General features: G+C 75.1%; 13 protein-coding genes. 8 read left to right on the top strand and 5 right to left on the bottom strand.

Features of this window, described 5'->3' with window-relative positions; genetic code table 11:
• Nucleotides 1-1,518: alpha/beta hydrolase (locus ACWGKU_RS25620; protein ID WP_452191574.1), on the top strand; the 1,518-nt coding region annotated here is incomplete at its 5' end.
• Nucleotides 1,519-1,624: 106 nt separating this feature from the next.
• Here the strand turns inward: ACWGKU_RS25620 and ACWGKU_RS25615 are convergent.
• Nucleotides 1,625-4,912, bottom strand: a complete 3,288-nt coding sequence (locus tag ACWGKU_RS25615; protein ID WP_452180438.1) for an AfsR/SARP family transcriptional regulator — start codon at nucleotides 4,910-4,912, stop codon at nucleotides 1,625-1,627.
• A gap of 135 nt (nucleotides 4,913-5,047) precedes the next feature.
• Entirely contained in the window at nucleotides 5,048-5,962 is a 915-nt protein-coding gene (locus tag ACWGKU_RS25610) for a hypothetical protein (protein ID WP_401053979.1), read from the bottom strand.
• A 265-nt stretch (nucleotides 5,963-6,227) separates the two neighbouring features.
• On the opposite strand from ACWGKU_RS25610, the gene ACWGKU_RS25605 reads away from it, so the two are divergent.
• The 4 genes from ACWGKU_RS25605 (at nucleotide 6,228) to ACWGKU_RS25590 (ending at nucleotide 10,889) form a co-directional block, all read left to right on the top strand.
• Nucleotides 6,228-7,427 carry an FAD-dependent oxidoreductase gene (locus tag ACWGKU_RS25605; RefSeq protein WP_452180439.1) on the top strand — a complete coding sequence of 400 codons (1,200 nt, stop codon included), beginning with the start codon at nucleotides 6,228-6,230 and terminating at the stop codon, nucleotides 7,425-7,427.
• A gap of 213 nt (nucleotides 7,428-7,640) precedes the next feature.
• Nucleotides 7,641-9,077 carry an MBL fold metallo-hydrolase gene (locus tag ACWGKU_RS25600; protein WP_401055184.1) on the top strand — a complete coding sequence of 479 codons (1,437 nt, stop codon included), beginning with the start codon at nucleotides 7,641-7,643 and terminating at the stop codon, nucleotides 9,075-9,077.
• Entirely contained in the window at nucleotides 9,074-9,913 is an 840-nt protein-coding gene (locus ACWGKU_RS25595) for a sulfite exporter TauE/SafE family protein (RefSeq protein ID WP_452180441.1), read from the top strand. Before ACWGKU_RS25600 ends, ACWGKU_RS25595 begins: the two co-directional genes overlap by 4 nt.
• Before the next feature lie 139 nt (nucleotides 9,914-10,052).
• Nucleotides 10,053-10,889, top strand: coding sequence for a GntR family transcriptional regulator (locus tag ACWGKU_RS25590; protein ID WP_452180442.1), 837 nt, complete (start codon nucleotides 10,053-10,055; stop codon nucleotides 10,887-10,889).
• A gap of 120 nt (nucleotides 10,890-11,009) precedes the next feature.
• Here the strand turns inward: ACWGKU_RS25590 and ACWGKU_RS25585 are convergent, their stop codons facing one another.
• Nucleotides 11,010-11,420 (bottom strand): hypothetical protein, encoded by a 411-nt coding sequence (locus ACWGKU_RS25585; RefSeq protein ID WP_452180443.1) that lies wholly within the window; start codon nucleotides 11,418-11,420, stop codon nucleotides 11,010-11,012.
• 342 nt (nucleotides 11,421-11,762) lie between these two features.
• Between ACWGKU_RS25585 and ACWGKU_RS25580 the strand changes: the two genes are divergently transcribed.
• A complete protein-coding gene (locus ACWGKU_RS25580; protein WP_359909730.1) occupies nucleotides 11,763-11,966 on the top strand; it encodes a cold-shock protein in 204 nt (67 codons plus the stop codon).
• Nucleotides 11,967-12,298: 332 nt separating this feature from the next.
• Here ACWGKU_RS25580 and ACWGKU_RS25575 read toward each other — a convergent pair whose 3' ends face one another.
• Nucleotides 12,299-12,757, bottom strand: coding sequence for a MarR family winged helix-turn-helix transcriptional regulator (locus ACWGKU_RS25575; protein ID WP_401051662.1), 459 nt, complete (start codon nucleotides 12,755-12,757; stop codon nucleotides 12,299-12,301).
• A 111-nt stretch (nucleotides 12,758-12,868) separates the two neighbouring features.
• Here ACWGKU_RS25575 and ACWGKU_RS25570 point away from each other — a divergent pair, with 111 nt between their 5' ends.
• Nucleotides 12,869-14,140: an alpha/beta hydrolase gene (locus tag ACWGKU_RS25570; protein ID WP_452180444.1), complete on the top strand. Its 1,272-nt coding sequence runs from the start codon at nucleotides 12,869-12,871 to the stop codon at nucleotides 14,138-14,140.
• Nucleotides 14,141-14,241: 101 nt separating this feature from the next.
• Here ACWGKU_RS25570 and ACWGKU_RS25565 read toward each other — a convergent pair whose 3' ends face one another.
• A complete protein-coding gene (locus tag ACWGKU_RS25565; protein ID WP_452180252.1) occupies nucleotides 14,242-15,402 on the bottom strand; it encodes a hypothetical protein in 1,161 nt (386 codons plus the stop codon).
• 448 nt (nucleotides 15,403-15,850) lie between these two features.
• Here ACWGKU_RS25565 and ACWGKU_RS25560 point away from each other — a divergent pair, with 448 nt between their 5' ends.
• Nucleotides 15,851-18,616, top strand: a complete 2,766-nt coding sequence (locus ACWGKU_RS25560; RefSeq protein WP_452180253.1) for a SpoIIE family protein phosphatase — start codon at nucleotides 15,851-15,853, stop codon at nucleotides 18,614-18,616.

The raw sequence follows: 18,616 nt of genomic DNA, 5'->3' as shown, positions 1-18,616 counted from the left end.
GGCGCGGTGGCCGCCGCCCTGCTGGCCGCGACGGCCCCCACGCCCGCTTCAGCCGCCGCGGACACCGCCCCGGTGCCGCGGCTCGACTGGGCGAGCTGCGGGGACGGCTTCGAGTGCGCGAGCGCCCGCGTCCCGCTCGACCACCACGACCCGCGCGGGGCGGGCCTGGACCTCTCCGTCGTCCGGCACCCGGCGAGCGACCCGGCCCACCGGATCGGCTCGCTGTTCTACAACCCGGGCGGCCCGGCCGTGCCCGGCACCGCGGCCCTCCCCGCGATGCTCGACCTCTTCCCCGAGGAGGTCCGCGCACGCTTCGACATCGTCAGCTTCGACCCGCGGGGCACCGGCGGCAGCGCCGGCGTCCAGTGCTTCGAGACCCCGGCGGACGAGCAGGCCCTGCTGGCCGGCACCGCGGCCGGCTACCCCGAGGACACCGTCCAGCAGCGGGCGTGGACCGATGCCTACCGGAGCCTCGGGCGGCAGTGCGGGGCCCGCGACGCCGCCCTGCTGTCCCACGTCTCCACCGCGAACGTCGCCCGGGACATGGACCTGCTGCGCCGCGCGGTCGGCGACCGGCAGCTCAGCTACCTGGGCACCTCGTACGGCAGCTACCTGGGCGCCACCTACGCCAACCTGTTCCCCGGCCGGGTCCGCGCCATGGTCCTGGACAGCGCCATGGACCCGGTGGCCTGGTCCACCGGCCGGAACGGGCAGGCCGCGGTCGAAGGCACCCTCCTGCGCAACGGCAACGACCTGGCCGCCGGCCGGATCCTCGACGCCTTCCTCGACCGGTGCGGTCGGGTCGGCCCGCAGGCGTGCGCCTTCTCCGCCGGGACGGCCACCGCCACGCGCGCCCGGTTCGCCGAGCTGCTCCAGCGGCTGCGGACCCGGCCGGTCGCCGTCTCCGGCACGACCTTCACCGCCGGTTCGGCCCTGGAGACGACGCTCCTCTCGCTCTACGCGGCGAACCCCGTCCCCGGCCTGCCCGGCACGGGCTGGTCCCGGCTCGGCGGCACGCTCCAGGCCCTGTGGACCGCCACCGAGGCACCCGCCGCGCCGCTGCCGCCCGTCTCCCACGCGTCCCCCGACCAGGCGCTCGCGGTGATGTGCTCGGACAGTGCCAACCCGCCGGCCGGTGCCGACTACCCGGCCCAGGCGGCATTCGCCCGCTCCCGTTCCGGCGAGGTCGGCCCGTACTTCGCCTGGGCCGCGGAGCGCTGCGCCGACTGGCCCGTCCGGGACCGCGACCGCTACGACGGCCCGTGGAACCACCGGACCGCCCGGCCGATCCTGGTCGTCGCCGCCACCGGGGACCCGGGCATGCCGTACGAGGGGTCCCGCGCCATGGCCCGGTCGCTCGCCCGCGCCGAACTGCTGACCGTCGACGGTTACGGCCACACCGTCCTGGCCAACCCCAGCGGCTGTGCGGCCCGGTACGAGACGCGCTACCTGATCGACGGCGTGCTCCCGGCGCGCGGGACGGTCTGCGCACCCGACCGGCAGCCCTTCGCGGGCTGAGCCGACCGGTCCGCCCAGCCCCGGCAGCGGGGCCGTGCGGACCTGTCCGCCGTGCGGGCCGTGCGGGCCGTCGGGCGTTCCCTCGCCGACCGTCCCGGCGGAACCGTCAGCCTGCCTCCCGGGCCAGCGACTCCGGTCGCGACAGTGCCCGGCCGCGCTCCCAGGCGCTGCGGAAGCCGTCCGCACCGAGCGCCTCGGCGCAGCCGTCCAGGACGGCGCGCAGCTCCGGGTCGCCCGCGTCATGGGCTCCGCGCAGCGCGTACGCCGCGCCCAGTGCGGCCGCGCCCCGGGTCGGCTCGCCCTGGGCCAGGCAGTACTCGGCGAAGCCCTCCAGCACGTCGGCCCGGACCGGCCGGTCACCGCTGTCCGCGGCCAGCTCCAGCGCCCGGCGGTGCAGCAGGGCGGCCTGCTCGGGCGTGCGGAGGCGAAGCCGGATGCGGCCCAGGCTGGTGTGCAGCAGGGCGAGCAGGTGCCGCCGGGTGGGAGCCGCGGCGTCGGCCGGGGAGAGGCGCTCCAGCCTCCGCACCGTCTCCTGCTGGTCACGCAGCGCCGCCTTCAAGTCGCCGGTCCTTCTGGCGAGTTCACCGAGCGCGTAGCGGGACGCGGCCTGGAGGTGCGGGTCCCGCGCCCGTACGGCGGAGGCCAGCGCGCGTTCCAGGTCGGCCCGGGCCGCGTCCGGCTCGCCGTTCCGGGTCCGCAGCCGGCCGGACAGCAGCAGCGGCAGCGGGGCATCGCCGGCGCCGCCCATCCGGGCGTCGCAGTCGCGGGCCTGGAGGAGCACGGTCAGCGCCTCGTCGGCCGCGCCGGTGACGGACAGCAGCGCGGCCAGCGTGACCAGGGCCATCGCCAGACCCCAGCGGTCACCGAGCGCCCGGAAGCCGTCCACCGCGGCCCGCAGACCGTGTTCGGCCTCCGCGATCCGGCCGGCGCCCAGCTCGATGCGGCCGAGCGCCAGATGGGCGCCGGCCCGGACCCAGGCGTCGGGATGCCCGAGGAACCGCTCCGCCGCCGCGCTCGTGGCCCCGGGCGGCCCGCCCAGGGCCAGCAGGAGTGCCGCCCCGAGCGCGACCGGGTGGTCGGCCTCCAGCGCCGTGACCAACGCCTGCCCCATCGCCTCGGCCGGGGTCGCCGTCCCGTCCGGATCCCGCAGTGGCGCGGTGAGCCCGGAGAGGATCACGCCCAGCGCGTGCGCCTGCTCCAGGCCGGGCGGCGGGGTGTGGCCGTGAGCCGCGAGGACGGCCGTCGTCCACTCACCGGCCTCGTGTCCCTGACCGCGCATCAGCCACGGCCAGACCCGGGCGGCCGCCAACCGCAGCGCGTGCTCCGGCGGGCCGACGGCGACCGCCCGGCGCAGCGCCGCGTCCAGGTTGAGGTGCTTGGCGTCCAGCCGGGCCAGCCGGTTCAGCTGGTCGTCCGTGCGCAACCGGGGTTCGGCGGTCTCGGCGAGGGCGAGGTAGCGGCCCAGGTGCTCGGCGCCGGTCCGGTCCGCCTCCCCGGCCGCGAGGAGCTGTTCGGCGGCGTACTCGCGAATGGTCTCCAGCAGCCGGAACCGCAGCGGCCCGTCGCCCCGGCCGGTGGTCACCACCAGGGATTTCTCGGCCAGGGACGCCAGCAGGTCCTCCACGGCCACCACGTCCGGTGCCGGACCGCCCGGCCAACGGCCGGAGCAGACCAGGTGGGCGTCGGACAGGAGAGCCCCGCCGGCGAACACCGACAGTCGCCGCAGCAGGACGCGTTCGTCCTCGTCGAGCAGGTCCCAGCTCCAGCCGATGACGGCGCGCAGCGTGCGATGCCGGCCGGGGGCGGCGCGGGGGCCCCGGTCCAGCAGCCGGAGCCGGTCGTGCAGCCGCGCCGCGAGGTGCCCGGGGCCGAGGGAACGCAGTCGTGCCGCCGCCAGCTCCAGGGCGAGCGGGAGGCCGTCCAGTTCCCGGCAGATCCGGACGACGGGCTCGACGGTGTTCCGGTCGAGGGTGAAGTCCGGGGCCGCCGCGGCGGCCCGTTCGGCGAACAGGGCGACGGCGGGGTGGGCGAGCGCCTCCTCCGCGGTGGTGGCCGGCGGGGGTACGGCGAGCGGGGGTACCGGCCAGAGGGTCTCGCCGGTCAGCCCGAGCGGTTCCCGGCTGGTGGCCAGCACGGTGAGGCCCGGCACGGCGGTCAGCAGTCGGTGGGCCAGCCGGGCCGCGGCCTCGACCACGTGTTCGCAGTTGTCCAGGACGAGCAGGGTCTCGCGGCCCTCCAACGCGCGGACGATGCGGTCGACCGGATCGCCGGCCGGGGTGCCGACGGGCAGTCCGTCCGCCGGCACTCCGGAGTCCTGCGGCGGACGGACCGCCGTCAGGACGGCCCGGGCCACCGCGTCGGGGGTGCTGACGGCGGGGGCGTTGACGTCGGGGGCGCTGACCTCGGCCAGTTCCGCCAGCCGTACGTCGATTCCGGCGGGCGTGGCGGCCGCGACCGCGACCGCCAGCCGGGTCTTGCCGACGCCGCCCGGCCCGGTGAGCGTCACCAGGCGCGACCGGCCGAGCCGCTCCCGGATCGCCGTGACCGCGTCGTCGCGGCCGACCAGGCCGGTCAGCCAGGTGGGCAGCGCGGCGCGTCCGGCCGGGCTGCCCACGGGCGCGGGGGCAGGTCCTGACCTCGGCGGCTCGGCGCCGGACAGCACCCGCAGGTGGACGTCCCGCAGTTCGGCGGACGGGTCGGCGCCCAGTTCGCCGGCCAGCGCCCGCCGGGTGCGCTCGAACACCTCCAGCGCCGCGGCCTGCTGCCCGTTCGTCTCCAGCGCGCGCATCAGACGGGCTGCGGCCCGCTCGCGCAGCGGGTGGGCCGCGCAGAGTTCGGTGAGCTCCGCGACCAGCCCCGGTACCCGGTCGGCCGCGCCGAGCGCGAGGACTGCGTCCGCGTGGTCCTCGGCCGCCGACAGCCGCAGTTCGGCCAGCCGGGCCGCCGGTGCGGCGGCGAATCCGGCGCCCTCGGCGTCCGTGAACGGCGCCCCGCGCCACAGCTTCACCGCCTCGCCCAGCACGGTGGCCGCCTCGGCGAACCCGCCCGCTGCCAGCGCCGCCCGCCCGGCCGTCACGCGCTGCTCGAAGTCCCAGGCGTCCACGCTCGCCCGGGGCAGGTCGAGCAGGTACCCGGCGGGATGCGAGCCGATCACCGTCCGGTCCGCCCCCAGCGCCCGGCGGAGCCGGGAGACCAGGGACTGCACGGCGCCGGCGGGCTCGTCCGGTGGCGTGTCCCCCCAGAGGTCGTCGACCAGCCGCTCGCGGGTGACCACCCGCCCGGGATCGAGGGCCAGTCGGACCAGCAGCAGCCGCAGTCGCGCCCCGCCGACCTCGACGGTGCGCCCGTCCTCTCCTCGTACGACCTGAAGAGGCCCCAGAACCTTGATCCGCATGCCGCCCGTCCTCGCTCGGCCCCGCCCGACAAACAAGATCATTATCCTGGGGCCCGGAGGCAGATCGGGCCCGGGGGCGAGTTCGGGCGGGGGCCGACCGGGGACCGTCGGGTGAGCCGTGCGGGCGCTGCCCGGCTACGGGCGGACGCGGGGCCGGCCGAGGACGTAGCTGCGCAGGTCGATGTCCTCGGGCAGGGCGGGCGCGGTGCCGGGGAGGGCGACGGCGCCGACCGCGACGATGAACGTCCTGGTCACGGCGTCGCTCCCCTTCTTGGTCCGCGGGGCCTGGAAGAGCAGGTAGCGGGCCAGCAGGTAGTCCTCGGTGGTGAGGCGGGGGCGGGCCAGGAGGTCCAGGGCGGCGGCGTGCAGGACGGCGCCGTCCCGGGGCGCGGGGGTGGCGGTGTAGATCGGCGTGCCGCCGCTCTCGATCCAGGAGGTGTCGAGGCCGCGGGCCGCGTACCGGGCGACGAGTTCGGCGTCGGTGCGGCGGGCGGCGTCGCCCCGCAGGAGGCGGTTGCCGGCGATCCGCCGTCCGTCCGGCAGGAGCACCCGGTTCTGGAGGATGTCGCCCGTGACGCCCTCGGCGGCGAAGCGCCGCTCGGCGAGACGGCCGTAGCGGAGCATGGCGTCCCAGGCCGGGGTCGCGCGGCCGCCGGTGTAGGTGCGGGTGGTCCGGTCCCATCGGGCGCCCTCGCGCAGACGGCCGACCTCGCCGAGGCGGTCGTAGTTGGTGTCGCCCTCCCGGATCGGGGTGCGGAAGCGCTCCGGGTCGAAGGCGGTGCCGGCGATGCCGGGAGGCGGGCCCATCGTGACGGCGAGGCGGTAGCGCCAGTCGACCAGCCGCGCGTGGACGGTGGCCAGCGCGGCGACCCGGGCGGGCCGGTCCGCGGCGGTCTCCCACATCCGGGCCAGCAGGCCGGCCGCTTCGGTGGCGGCGTCCGCCTGCCCGGTGGCGAAGGCGCGGGCCGTGGCCTGTCCGGCGGGGTCGGCGAAGCGCAGCGCGAGCGGGCTGGTGGGGAAGTCTCCGGGGGTGATCCGTGCGGTGGGCACGACTCTCTCCTGGACGCTCCGCTTGTCACCCGGCAACGACGACCTCCAAGTCGGGCCTGACCATGGCCCGTTCATCGTGTCATCACGCTCTGCCGGGTGCTGGGGAATCCGCGCAAGTCCCGTTCGGCACATCGGCCGGACGCCGCCCGTGGCGGTCGATCAGGGCGGCGCCGTGCCCCGGAGGCAAATGTCCGGACAATGGCTTGCGGTCCGCGGCGGGTCCGACCTAGCTTAATGTCCGTACATTTCGCCAGGGAGGGTCCACTTGATAACCAGGCATCACCGGATCGTGATCATCGGCGGCGGGACCGCGGGGATCTCGGTCGCGGCCCGGCTGCGCCGCGCCGGCCAGCGGGACGTCGCGGTGCTCGATCCGAGCGGTCATCACTACTACCAGCCGCTGTGGACGCTGGTCGGCGGAGGCCGGGCGCCGCTGGCGGAGAGCATCCGGCCCCAGGCGTCCGTCATGCCGAAGGGCGTGCAGTGGATACGCCGCGCCGCGGTCGCCGTCGACCCCGAGGCCCGGGAGGTGGCGCTGGACGACGGCGGCACGGTCTCCTACGACCACCTCGTGGTCTGCCCCGGCATCCAGCTGGACTGGGACCGGATACCGGGTCTGGAAGCCGGGCTCGGCCAGGACGGACTGTCCAGCAACTACCTGCCGCAGCACGCCCCCGCGACCTGGCGCTTCATCCGCGGGACCCGCTCCGGCAGCGCGGTGTTCAGCATGCCCGCGGGAGCCATCAAGTGCGGCGGCGCCCCGCAGAAGATCGCCTACCTGGCCGCCGACCACTGGCGCAGGGAGGGCGTGCTCGGCAGGATCGACGTCCACCTGGTGATCCCCGGCACCGCCATCTTCGGCGTCCCGGAGTTCGCCCGCGTCCTCGAAGGCGTGGTGCGCCGCTACGGCATCAAGGTCCACTACGGGAGCGAGGTCACCGAGGTGCGCCCGGAGGCCCGCGAGGTGGTCGTCACCGATCTGGGGACCGGGGGCAGGACGACCCTGCCGTACGACGTCGCCCACCTGGTGCCGCCGCAGAGCGCCCCGGACTGGATCAAGCGCGGCCCGCTCGCCGGCGCGGACGACCCGGGCGGCTACGTCGAGATCGACAAGTACACCATGCGGCACGTCCGTTACCCCGACGTGTGGGCGCTCGGTGACGCCGGATCCTCCCCGAACTCCAAGACCGGTGCCGCGGTGCGCAAGCAGGCCCCGGTGCTCGTCGAGAACCTCCTCGCCACCCTCGACGGCCGCGAGCCCGAGGCCGCGTACGACGGATACGCCTCCTGCCCGCTGACCACCGCCCGCAACAAGATGCTGCTCGCCGAGTTCGACTACAGCGGGCGGCCCGCCCCGTCGATCCCGGTGATCAACACCGTCCGCGAGCGCACCGACATGTGGTACCTCAAGCGGCGCGGGCTGCCGTTCCTCTACTGGAACCTCATGCTCCGCGGGCTCGCCTGACCCTCGCGGTCACGCACCCCCGGGCGCCCGCGCGCCCCGGATCTCCTGTACGGCCCACCACTCGGGCCTCCCGCCGTCGCGGCCCTTCGCGCGCCCACGGCGTGCTGCCGGGCGACATCCCGCCCGTACCCACACCCGCCCGCACCCGCCCGTACCCACGCCCCGCCCTCAAGGCCGCGGGGCGCAGCCACCCTCCACCCTCAGGAGCCCCGGATGACGACGCCCGCCGGACCACTGGTCTTCGTGCAGTTCTACCTCGACTGTCTCTCCCACGCCTCGTACCTCGTCGGTGACCGCACCACCGGCCGGGCCGTCGTGGTCGACCCCCAGCGCGACGTCCGCGAGTACCTCGCCGCCGCCGAACAGCACGGACTGACCATCGAGCGGGTCATCGAGACCCACATCCACGCGGACTTCCTCTCCGGTCACCTGGAACTCGCCGAGCGCACCGGCGCGCGCATCTCCTACGGCTCCGCCGCCGTGCTCGACTTCGACACCGACCCCCTGGGCGACGGCGAGCGGATCGGACTCGGCGAGGTCGACCTGGAGATCCTGCACACCCCGGGCCACACCCCGGAGTCGATCTGCGTCGTCGTGCGCGAACACGCCGGTGACGCCGTCCCGTTCGGTGTGCTCACCGGCGACACGCTGTTCATCGGCGACGTCGGCCGCCCCGACCTGCTCAGCTCGCGCGGCCGGTCCGCCGAGGAGATGGCCCGCCTGCTGTACCGCTCCACCCGGGCCCTGCTGACCCTCCCCGACGACACGCGCGTCCACCCGGCGCACGGCGCCGGCTCGGCCTGCGGCAAGAACCTCTCCACCGAGCTGAGCTGCACGATCGGCAACCAGCGCCGCGGCAACTACGCCCTGGCCGACATGACCGAGGACGAGTTCGTCGCCGTGGTGACCGCCGGCCAGCCCGCCGCGCCGGCCTACTTCGCGTTCACCTCGGTGCGCAACCGCCAGGCCCGTCCGGTCCTGGACGAGGACACCCCCGTCCCGCCGCTCACCCCGGAGGCGTTCCTCCAGGCCCGGGCGGGCGGCGCCACCGTGCTGGACACCCGGGATCCGGAGGCGTTCGCCGCCGCCCACCTGCACGGCGCGGTCAACATCCCCCTCGGCGGCCGGTTCGCCGAACTCGCCGGCCAGGTGCTCGACGCCCAGGACGCCGTCATCCTGTGCGGCGACCCGGACACGGCGACCGAGGCCCGGACCCGCCTGGCCCGGATCGGCTTCGACCGCGTCCTGGGCGCCCTGGGCACCGCCGTCGAGGCGATCGACGCCGCGCACCTGACCTCGGTCGCGCGCGTGGACGCCGACGACCTCGTCCGCTCCCTCGCCGGTCAACTCGTCGAGGGCGAAGCCGACTTCATGCTGCTGGACGTACGCGGCCCGGGCGAGACGCAGGACAAGGGCACCCTCCCCGGCGCCCGGCTCCTCCCGCTGCCCGAACTGCTCGCCCGCCTGGGCGAACTGCCGACCGATCAGCCGCTGACCGTGATCTGCGCGGGCGGCAACCGCTCCTCGGTGGCCGCGTCCGTGCTGCGCGCCCGCGGCTTCGAGGCCGTCGACCTGCGCGGCGGCTTCGCCGCCTGGAACGGCGAGGTCGTGCGCCCCGCCGACCGGGCCGCGGACGGCGTCACGGCGTGAGCGTCCTGATCACCGCTCTGCTCTGTGGAGCCGTGGTCGGCGTCGCCCTCGGCGCGCTGGGCGGCGGCGGGGGAGTGCTCGCGGTCCCGGCCCTGGTGTACCTGCTGGGCCTGTCGCCCTCCGACGCCGGGACCACCAGCCTGGTCATCGTCACCGCCACCTCCGTCACCGCGCTGACCCGCCACGCGGGCAGCGGCACCGTCCAGTGGCGCACCGGCGCACTGTTCGCCGCGGCCGGCGTGCTTCCCGCCATCGGGGCGTCCGTGCTCGCCCACCGCATCCCGCAGCCGGTGCTGACCTCCGCGTTCGCCGTCCTGGCCGCGCTGGCCGCCGCGGTGATGCTGCGCGGCGCCCGAAGCGGCGCCCGAAGCGCGCGGCGCGTGCCGGCCGGGGCGGCCCGGGAGGGCGGGGAGGGCGGGGAGGCCGCGGACGGCGGCGCCGCTCCGTCCACGAAACCGGCCGGCCGGGACGGGCACCTGAGCACGGTCGCGGCCGGCGCGGGCCTCGGGGCGGTGACCGGCCTGCTGGGAGTCGGCGGCGGCTTCCTCGCGGTGCCCGCGCTGGTGTCGGTGCTCCGGCTGCCGATGCGCAAGGCCGTCGGTACCAGCCTGGTCGTCATCGTCGTCAACTCGGTGGTCTCCCTCGGCACCCGCCTGACGGTCACGGACATCTCCGTCGACCCGGCGGTCTTCGGACCGTTCGTGGGCGCCGCCGTCCTCGGCGCCTGGGACGGCAAGCGACTGGCGGCCAAGCTCTCCGGCGCGGCACTGCAGCGGGCCTTCGCCGTCGTCCTGCTCGCGGTGGCCGCCTTCATGCTGATCGGCGCCCTCGCCTGACGGCCTCCGCGTGAGCGCGGCGACCGCTGCCCGGACACCTCGGGTCCGGACGGCGGTCGCCTTCCGCCGGTCGCCACCCGGCGATGCCCGGCAGGCACCGATTTTGTGCTGTTCCCCCGAAGGTACGTACATTCACCTCGTGTCCCGCACCACCCACCCGACCCCTGACTCCCAGGAGGGCGCCGTGACCTCCGCGCCCGGTCCCGGTCCCGGTCCCCGGCCCCTCACCCGGGCCGCGGGCAGTCCGCTCTGGGCGCAGCTGCGCGCCGACCTGCTGCGCCGGCTCGACGAGGGCGAGTTCCACGACGTCTTCCCCGGCGAGCACGACCTCGTCGCCGAGTACCGGGTCAGCCGGCACACGGTCCGCGAGGCCCTGCGCAAGCTCCGGGAGGAGGGCCTCGTCACCGCTCAGCGCGGCAGGGCCTCGCGGTTCACCGCGAGCCGCCCCCTGGAGCAGGACATCGGTGAGGCGTACAGCCTGTTCCGCTCCGTCGAGGAGGTCGGTGCCGTCCAGCGCAGCGTCGTGCGCGCGCTCGACCGGCGCGCCGACGGCGTCATCGCCGCCCGCCTGGGGCTGGAGGAGTCCACGCCGCTGGTCTACCTCGAACGTGTCCGCCTGGCGGACGAGGAGCCGCTGGCCGTCGACCGGATCTGGCTTCCCGCGGACCTGGCCCACCCGCTGCTGGACGTCGACTTCACCCACACCTCGCTCTACGACGAGCTCGAACGCCACTGCGGCCGCAGCATCCGCGGTGGCTGGGAACGCATCCGCGCGGTGGTCCCCGGCCGGGGGGAGCGCATCCTGCTCGACTGCCCCGCGACCACCGCGCTGCTCGCGATCGACCGGCTCGGCCGCGACACCGACGGGCGTCCGATCGAGTGGCGGCAGACGCTCGTCCGGGCGGACCGCTTCGCCGTCGCCGCCGCGTTCACCGCGCACGACTACCGGCTGGGCGCCTCGGTCCAGACGCCCTGACGGAACCGTACGCGACGGACAGGAGTTCGACCCCGACGGCGAGTCGGTGCTCTCGACCCGCGCGGTCGCCGCCGGTGTCCGTCGGCCGCGACCTGAGTACGGCCACGCAGGCCGCTTCGGTCATGGCCGGTCTGTGGTGTCCGGCGGACTCTCCGGCCACACTTCGAACGCCTGGGAGAATCCCGCCGGGGGTCCAGTGCGGAAACGGGCGCGGATCAGCGCCGCGACCTTGGCCACGGCGTCGGCTCTGCCACCGAGCTCCACCTTCACCGGGCCGGAGCCGGCATCTGCGCGGGCAACCGGTCGGGCGGGGGTCTCCGCGATCGGCGCCGACGTGTCCACCTGCCAGCGGGTGTGGACCACCTGATCGGCGAGGGAGACATAGTCCCTCGCGGAGCCAGGACCAGGGACGGCGATAAGCCCGAACGACTGCCCCACCGTGTCGGCGACGACGTTCGCCACCGGTGGCGCACCGGAGATCGACATGTGCACCATGACGCTCGGTTCCCGTGAGGCACTGGCACCGGTCATCGCTCTCCTCGGAGGTCGGATCTCCTCCAAGGGTCTGCCAGTTCCGGGCCTCCCGCATCTCTTCGGGGAGGGAGCCCCGCCCCGGTGGGTGGCGTCCGGCGGGTCGACGCCGACCTCATCGCCTGCGGGCGCGACAACCACGCCGCTTCGCGCGCGGTTGGACTTCCTGGCCTCGGGATGTTCTGCGGTGTAACGTTTTGATCAAGCAGTCGTGGTTCCGAAGTTCTCGCCCGCGGTTACCCGCCGTGGGCGTTCTCATTGCTCAATGCCTCTCCGGACCAAGGCGATCATCTCCGGGCCCGCACCCGTGGGACCCGATCAGTCCCCGCGAAGGAGAAGAGCATGGCCACCGGCACCGTGAAGTGGTTCAACGCCGAGAAGGGCTTCGGCTTCATCGAGCAGGACGGCGGCGGCCCCGACGTGTTCGCCCACTACTCGAACATCGACGCCCAGGGCTTCCGTGAACTCCAGGAGGGTCAGAAGGTGACCTTCGACGTCGTGCAGGGCCCGAAGGGCCCGCAGGCGGAGCGCATCCGCCTCGCCTGACCCCTTGCACATGAGCGGGCGCCCCGTACGGAATCCGTGTGCGGGGCGCCCCCGTCTCCGCCGACAGCGAACCCACACCCTTCCCGGCGCGACGGCGACGATCACGGCGTCCGGAGCCGTCCACTCCCACCAGTACGGGATCAACCACCACTTCTCGTGCCCCCGGACACCCGCTTCGGGCAGGATGCCGTTCCTGGTCGGATTCCACCGGGGCGATGCCGACCGTCCGGCGTATGCATCCGCCTGTTGAGGATTTCCGATGAATCGTCAAAGCTGGTGGCGGCAAGGGGAACCGGTCGCTCCGGATGCTGTGACCGGACCGGCCCGCGGCCTCACAGCCGGTCGTAGACGGCGGACAGGCGCTGCAGCACCTCGGCGGCCCGGTCGAGGGCGGCGTCGTCGTAGTCGTCCAGATCGGTGTGCAGGGCCTCGGCCAGCGCGTTCTGGCGCTGGTCGTGCCGGGCCCGGCCGGTGTCGGTGAGGGCGACCAGGACGGAGCGCTTGTCCTCGGGCTGGCGGGTGCGGGTGACGTAGCCGGCCGTGACCAGGCCGTTGACCAGCTGGGTGGTGGCGGCGCCGGTGGTCTCGGTGGCGGCGGCGAGCCCGCTGATGGTGAGGGGCCCCTGTTCGGCCAGGGTGCGCAGGGCCCGGGCGTGGGTGAGGGAGAGTGCGCCCGGGGTGCGGGTGGCGCGTCCGCGCAGCCGGGCGTCGGCGGCGCTGAGCCGGTAGGCGGCGCGGGCCAGGCGGTCGAGTGCCCGGGCGCGGTCGTCGGTGGGTGGCGTCTCGGCCATGGTCGGTCCTCCTCGGCGGGTTGACAGCAGCCTAGCCTCAGTACTTAATAGCTAAGTACTTACTCATTAAGTGCTTAGCCAAATGCTGAGCGGATCCCCAGGAGGACACCCATGACCATCCGTTCGACCGGCCAGACCTGGGCCCTGGACACCGCCCTCGCCCAGGGCGGCTTCGACGCGCTGCACCCCGAGGCCGTCGGGACCATGGAGCAGCTGGGCCACGACCACACCGACTTCGCCAAGGTCTTCGCGCTGGTCAGGAGTGGCGCGATGCTGCCCAAGGCGTGGGCGACGGTGGCCGGCCAGGCCGAGGAGCGCGCCGCCCACCACGAGCGCGGCGGGTTCGCGCAGACCGCCGCCGACCTCTACCTGCGGGCGGCGGTGATGTGGGGCCGGGCGCAGTACTCGATCTTCGACGCGGCCGACCCGCGCAAGACGGCCATGCGCCGGCGTGCCGATCACTGCGTGGAGCGCCTGGGCGCGCTGCGCGACGGCCGGGTGCGGCGGGTGGAACTGGACTTCGAGGGCTCGCGGATCTTCGCCCTGCTGCACCTGCCGGCCGGGTCGGTCGAGAACGCGCCGGCCGTCATCCTCGGCCCCGGGATGGACATGATCAAGGAGGACTACATCTGGGCGGCCGAGCGCTACTACACCTCGCGCGGCATGGTCGCGCTGTCCATCGAGGGGCCGGGCCAGGGCGAGAGCCGCGCCGGCGGACTGACCGTCGACCTCGGCAACTACGAGCGGGCGATCGGCCGTTACCTCGACCACTTGGCCGCGCTCCCGGAGGTGGACGCCGAGCGGATCGGCATGTTCGGCATCTCGATGAGCGGCTACTGGGGATCCCGGGCCGCCGCCACCGACCGTCGGCTGGCCGCGCTCGCCGCCTTCGAGGCCGTCACCGGGGACTTCGCGACGATCTTCGAGCGCGCCCAGCCGACCTTCAAGAACAACTACATGTTCATGGCCGGGTACACCGACGAGGAGGCCTTCGACCGTGACCTGGCCCGGCGGATGCCGCTGGGCGACCTGGTGGCCGACATCACCTGCCCGGTGCTGTACGGGATCGGCGAGTTCGACGAGCTCACCGACCTCGGCCAGGCGCTGGAGAGCTTCGAGCGGGTCCGGGCGCCGAAGGAACTGCGGGTCTACGAGGACGAGTTCCACCCGCTCGGGGGAGTGGCGGCCGAGGTCTTCCGGTTCGGGGCGGAGTGGCTGCAGCGGGCCCTCGCCGGCGAGTTCGCCGACCCCGGACGGGACGTGCGCCACTACGTCCACCGCGACGGCCGCACCACCGACGGCAGCGCCGACCCCACCTGGTGGCTCGGCGGCGCCCCGACCGCGCTCACCGACATCCGGCACGCCCGGGCGAGCCGGGGCTGAGCCCTGCGGGCGCCGCCGCCACGGGGCGCCGCCCGGGGGTGCCGACGCTCAGCCGCCGGCACCCCCGGGCGCCCCGCGGTGCGCCCGAGACCGTGTCGCGCCTACACGAAGGTCATGGCGGCGCCGACGGTCGCGTTCAGGCCGGCCGCGACCCACGGATCGGGGGACGGGCCGCGGACGGGGCCGAAGTGGACGACCCGGGGGCCGTTGGTGCCGCAGGCCGGGTAGCCGTCGACGTCCGAGATGGCCACCGAGCTGCCGGGGTTGGAGAAGCCGGTGGCGCTGATCGTCTCGGTGCTCTGCCACAGGCCCGCGGAGGACAGGTGGGCGAGGGTGATGGAGCCGTCGACGGCGACGTAGCCGACGGCGGTGCCGGCCGCGTTCCTGGCCGCCGAGACGACGGCGCCGTCCGGGACGCTGCCCGTCGGGGCGGTGGTGTTCGCCTGGAGGGAGCCGATGCGCCCGGCCCCCGCGCCGACCGTCGCCAGGTTGAGCCGTCCGTCACGGCCGGCGAAGAACACCGACACGGTGCCGGAGGTGGTGCCGGGGGCCACCGCGATGCCGCCGCCCGGTCGGGCGCTGCCCGCCGGGGCGACGGTGTAGCTGGTCAGCCCGCCGGTGGCCTGCGACGTCCAGCCGACGGTCACCCCGCCGCTGTCGCCGACCGTGAAGATCCCGGCGCGGCCGGTGACGGCGAAGGAGGCCGCCTCCGAGGACGGAAGGGCGGGGGCGGGGAGCTGGCGCCAGTCCACGGTCATCGGGAGGCACGCGTCGTTGAACTGCGGGACCGCCGGTGCCGCCGCCGCTGTGGCGCCCGTCCAGGTGCCGGTGACCAGGGTCAGCCGGGTGCCCGCCCACGCGGCGGTGATCCGCCCGCCGGGCTCGGCCGTGGCCGGGCCGCTGATCGAGAACGGCGCCGAGCCAGGGTTGTCCGCGCAGTACTCGTACAGCGAGCCGTCCGTCGCGGTGAAGTAGACCGCGGGCCGGTGACCGGGGGTCCGCACCGCCGCCACCCGCGCGCCCGGCGGGGCGAGCGAGGCCGGCCCGCGCCGAGCGGCCGTGCTCCAGCTGCCGGCGGTGTCCGAGTACTGGTAGCTCCACAGGCCCCCGTCGTCCCCGATGTAGTACGCCTCCGCCTCGCCGCCCGCCGCCGCGGCGGACGGCACCGGACCGGCCAGCAGCGCGGCCGCGGCCAGGGCCAGCAGGCTGAGCAGCGCCCGTAGCCGGTGCGCCGGCGGTCTGTGCGCTTCGCCGTTCGTCATGGCTCGTTCCTCTCCAAATAGGCTGTGAGGCAGGCAGTTTGACAGGGCGTCGGCCATGCTTCCAGGGGGCGGGAGAGGTGAGGTGGCAGCCTCCCGCCGTCGATCCGGCACCGGCCCGGCCCGGCGGTCGTCCGACAGGCATCCGCCCGGGGCGGAACCCGCCCTGGCCGGTCGGGGCACGAGGAGCAGGACGGCCCGTCCCGGCGGACCTGTGAGGCGCCCGCCTGCTCCTCGGCGATTCGGACGACCGCAGGCGGCAGCCGGGCCCCGCGCCGCCCGTGCGGCCCTGGGCCCCGGCGGCTGTGGAGGCACGGCCGAGGGCCCGGTACTAGGCTGAAGGCCGAGGCGGCGTCCGGCCGAGGATGGTGCCACTGCCTCGGAACTCCTCTCAGCCGTCGGACGACGGGAGACCGGTATGAACGACCGCGCCGAAAGCTGATCCGGGCCGATGCGCGCAGCGGACGGCCATGACGCCGCGGGTACGGACCCGGGCGGACCCGGGCAGGAGCGGCCGCCGCGGGGCGGCCTGCGCTCGCGGCTGCGGGTGCACAGCGTCGCCGGCCAGGTGTTCGTGTGTCTGCTGGTCGTGGTGGCGCTGCTGGTCGGAGCCGCGCTGACGACGCTCGTCCTGCAGGCCCGGAGCTACGCCACGGGCGTGGCCGCGGGCCGTACCCGTGCCGCGGCCGTCGCCCTGGCGCAGGCCCCCGGTGTGGTGAGCGCGATGGACGGCCCCGATCCGACCGCGGTGCTGCAGCCGCTGGCCGACAAGATCGTGATGCAGGGCGGCTTCGACTACGTCGTGTTCGCCAACCCGGAGGGGATCCGCTACACGGCCCAGACCCCCGACCTGATCGGGAAGCATGTGATCGGCCCGTTCGCGCGCTCCCTCATGGGGCCGACCACCGACAGCTTCCAGACGCCCGTCGGGCGGGTCGTGGAGTCCGGAGCGCCGGTCACCCGACCGGACGGCTCGGTCGCCGGAGCGGTCGGGGTCGGAATCACCGTCGCGCACGTGGGCACGGCGGTGAGCCGCCAGCTGCCGCTGCTGTTCGGCGGAGCGGCGGTCGCGCTCGCCGTCGGCATGGGCGGGGCGCTGCTGGTGCGGCGGCGGCTGCGGCGCCAGACGCACGGCCTGGGCCCGGCCGAGATGACGCGGATGTACGAGCACCACGACGCGGTGCTGCACGCGGTCCGCGAGGGCGTGCTGATCGTCGGCGGGGACGGACGGGTCCTGCTGGCGAACGACGAGGCCCGGCGACTGCTGGAGCTGCCGCCCCGGGTGGAAGGGCGGCCGGTCGACGAACTCGGGCTCGACCCAGGACTGGCCGGGCTGCTGGCCTCCGGGCGCACCGCGACCGACGAGGTGCACCGGGCCGGGGACCGGCTGCTCGCCGTCAACAACCGCCCCACCGCACCGTTCGGCGGCGGGTCCGGCAGCGTCGCGACCGTCCGGGACACCACCGACCTGCGGGCACTGGCCGGGCAGGCCGAGGCGGCCCGGGCCCGGCTGCAACTGCTCTACGACGCGGGGCTGCGGGTCGGTACCACCCTGGACGTGACACGGACCGCGCAGGAGCTGGCCGACGTGGTGGTTCCGCGGTTCGCGGACTACGCGACGGTCGACCTCGCCGAGCCCGTGCTGCGCGGCGAGGAGCTGTACCCGGACCTCGGCATCGAGCACGGCCCGCGACTCCACCGCGCGGCCACCGGCGGGCGCGGCGAGGACTGGCCGTTCATGCCCGTGGGCACGGAGCTCAGCCCGCTCCCCGGTGCCCCGCAGGAGACCGCCCTGAAGACCGGGCCCGCCGCGCTGGCCGACGACCTGCGCCATGAGCAGGCCCGGCGGGCGGGCGCCCCGGAGGCCGCCGACCGGGTGTTCCCGGACGGGATGCACTCGCTGATCACCTCGCCGCTGCGGGCGCGCGGCCTGACCCTGGGCACGGTCAACTTCTGGCGGGCGGGTGAATCCGCGCCGTTCGACGACGAGGACCTCTCCGTCGTCGAGGAACTGGTGGCCCGCACGGCGATCTGCGTGGACAACGCCCGCCGCTACACCCGTGAGCACAGGATGGCCGAGACGCTGCAGCGCAGCCTGCTGCCCCGGGGGCTGCCCGAGCAGAGCGCCATGGAGGTGGCCTACCGCTACCTGCCCGCGCTGCGCGGGGTCGGCGGGGACTGGTTCGACGTCATCCCGCTGCCCGGCTTCCGGGTGGCCCTGGTCGTCGGCGACGTCGTCGGCCACGGCCTGCACGCCGCCGCCACCATGGGCCGGCTGCGCACCGCCGTGCTCAACTTCTCCGCCCTCGACCTGCCCCCGGACGAACTGATCGCCCGCCTCGACGAGCTGGTCACCCGACTCGACCAGGACGAGGAGGCCGGGACGGCGGAGGAGGGCAAGAACGCGCCCGTCACCGGGGCGACCTGCCTGTACGCGATCTACGATCCGGTCTCCGGCCAGTGCAGCATGGCACGGGCCGGGCACCCCCCGCCCGCGCTGGTCCACCCCGACGGCGGTGTGGAGTTCGCCGACCTGCCGGCCGGCCCGCCGCTCGGTGTGGGCGGACTGCCCTTCGAGACCACCGAGCTGCGGCTGGAACCCGGAACCGCGCTCGTCCTCTACACCGACGGGCTGGTCGAGAACCGCGACCGCGACCTCGGCACCGGGCTCGACGAGCTGCGCCGGTCGCTGACCGGCGCCCAGGACCACCGGTCCCCGGAGGACACCTGCCGGGCCGTGTTCGACGCGCTGGTCCCACCGCGGCGCAGCGACGACATCGCCCTCCTCGTCGCGCGCACCCGGCTGCTCGATCCGGACCGCGTGGCCGTCTGGGACGTGCCGTTCGACTTCGCCGCCGTGTCCCGCGTCCGCAACGAGTGCGTCGAGCGGCTGACGGCCTGGGGACTGGAGGAGCTGACCTTCACGGCCGAGCTGATCCTCAGCGAGCTGATCACCAATGCCATCCGCTACGGCGCCGAGCCGATCCGGGTGCGGCTGCTGAAGGACAGCAGCCTGGTCTGCGAGGTCTCCGACGGCAGCAGCACCGCCCCCCACCTGCGCTACGCCGCCACCACGGACGAGGGTGGCCGGGGCCTGTTCCTGGTGGCGCAGCTGGCCGAGCGGTGGGGCACCAGGTACACGGCCCGGGGCAAGGTCATCTGGTCCGAGCAGCCCCTGACCGCGCCCGAGTACCGGTTCGAGGCGCTGTTGGCGTGA

The organism is Kitasatospora sp. NPDC054768 (genome assembly GCF_053612025.1).
Note: the sequence above shows the minus strand (reverse complement) of the source record. Positions and strands in the feature narration are given on the sequence as shown.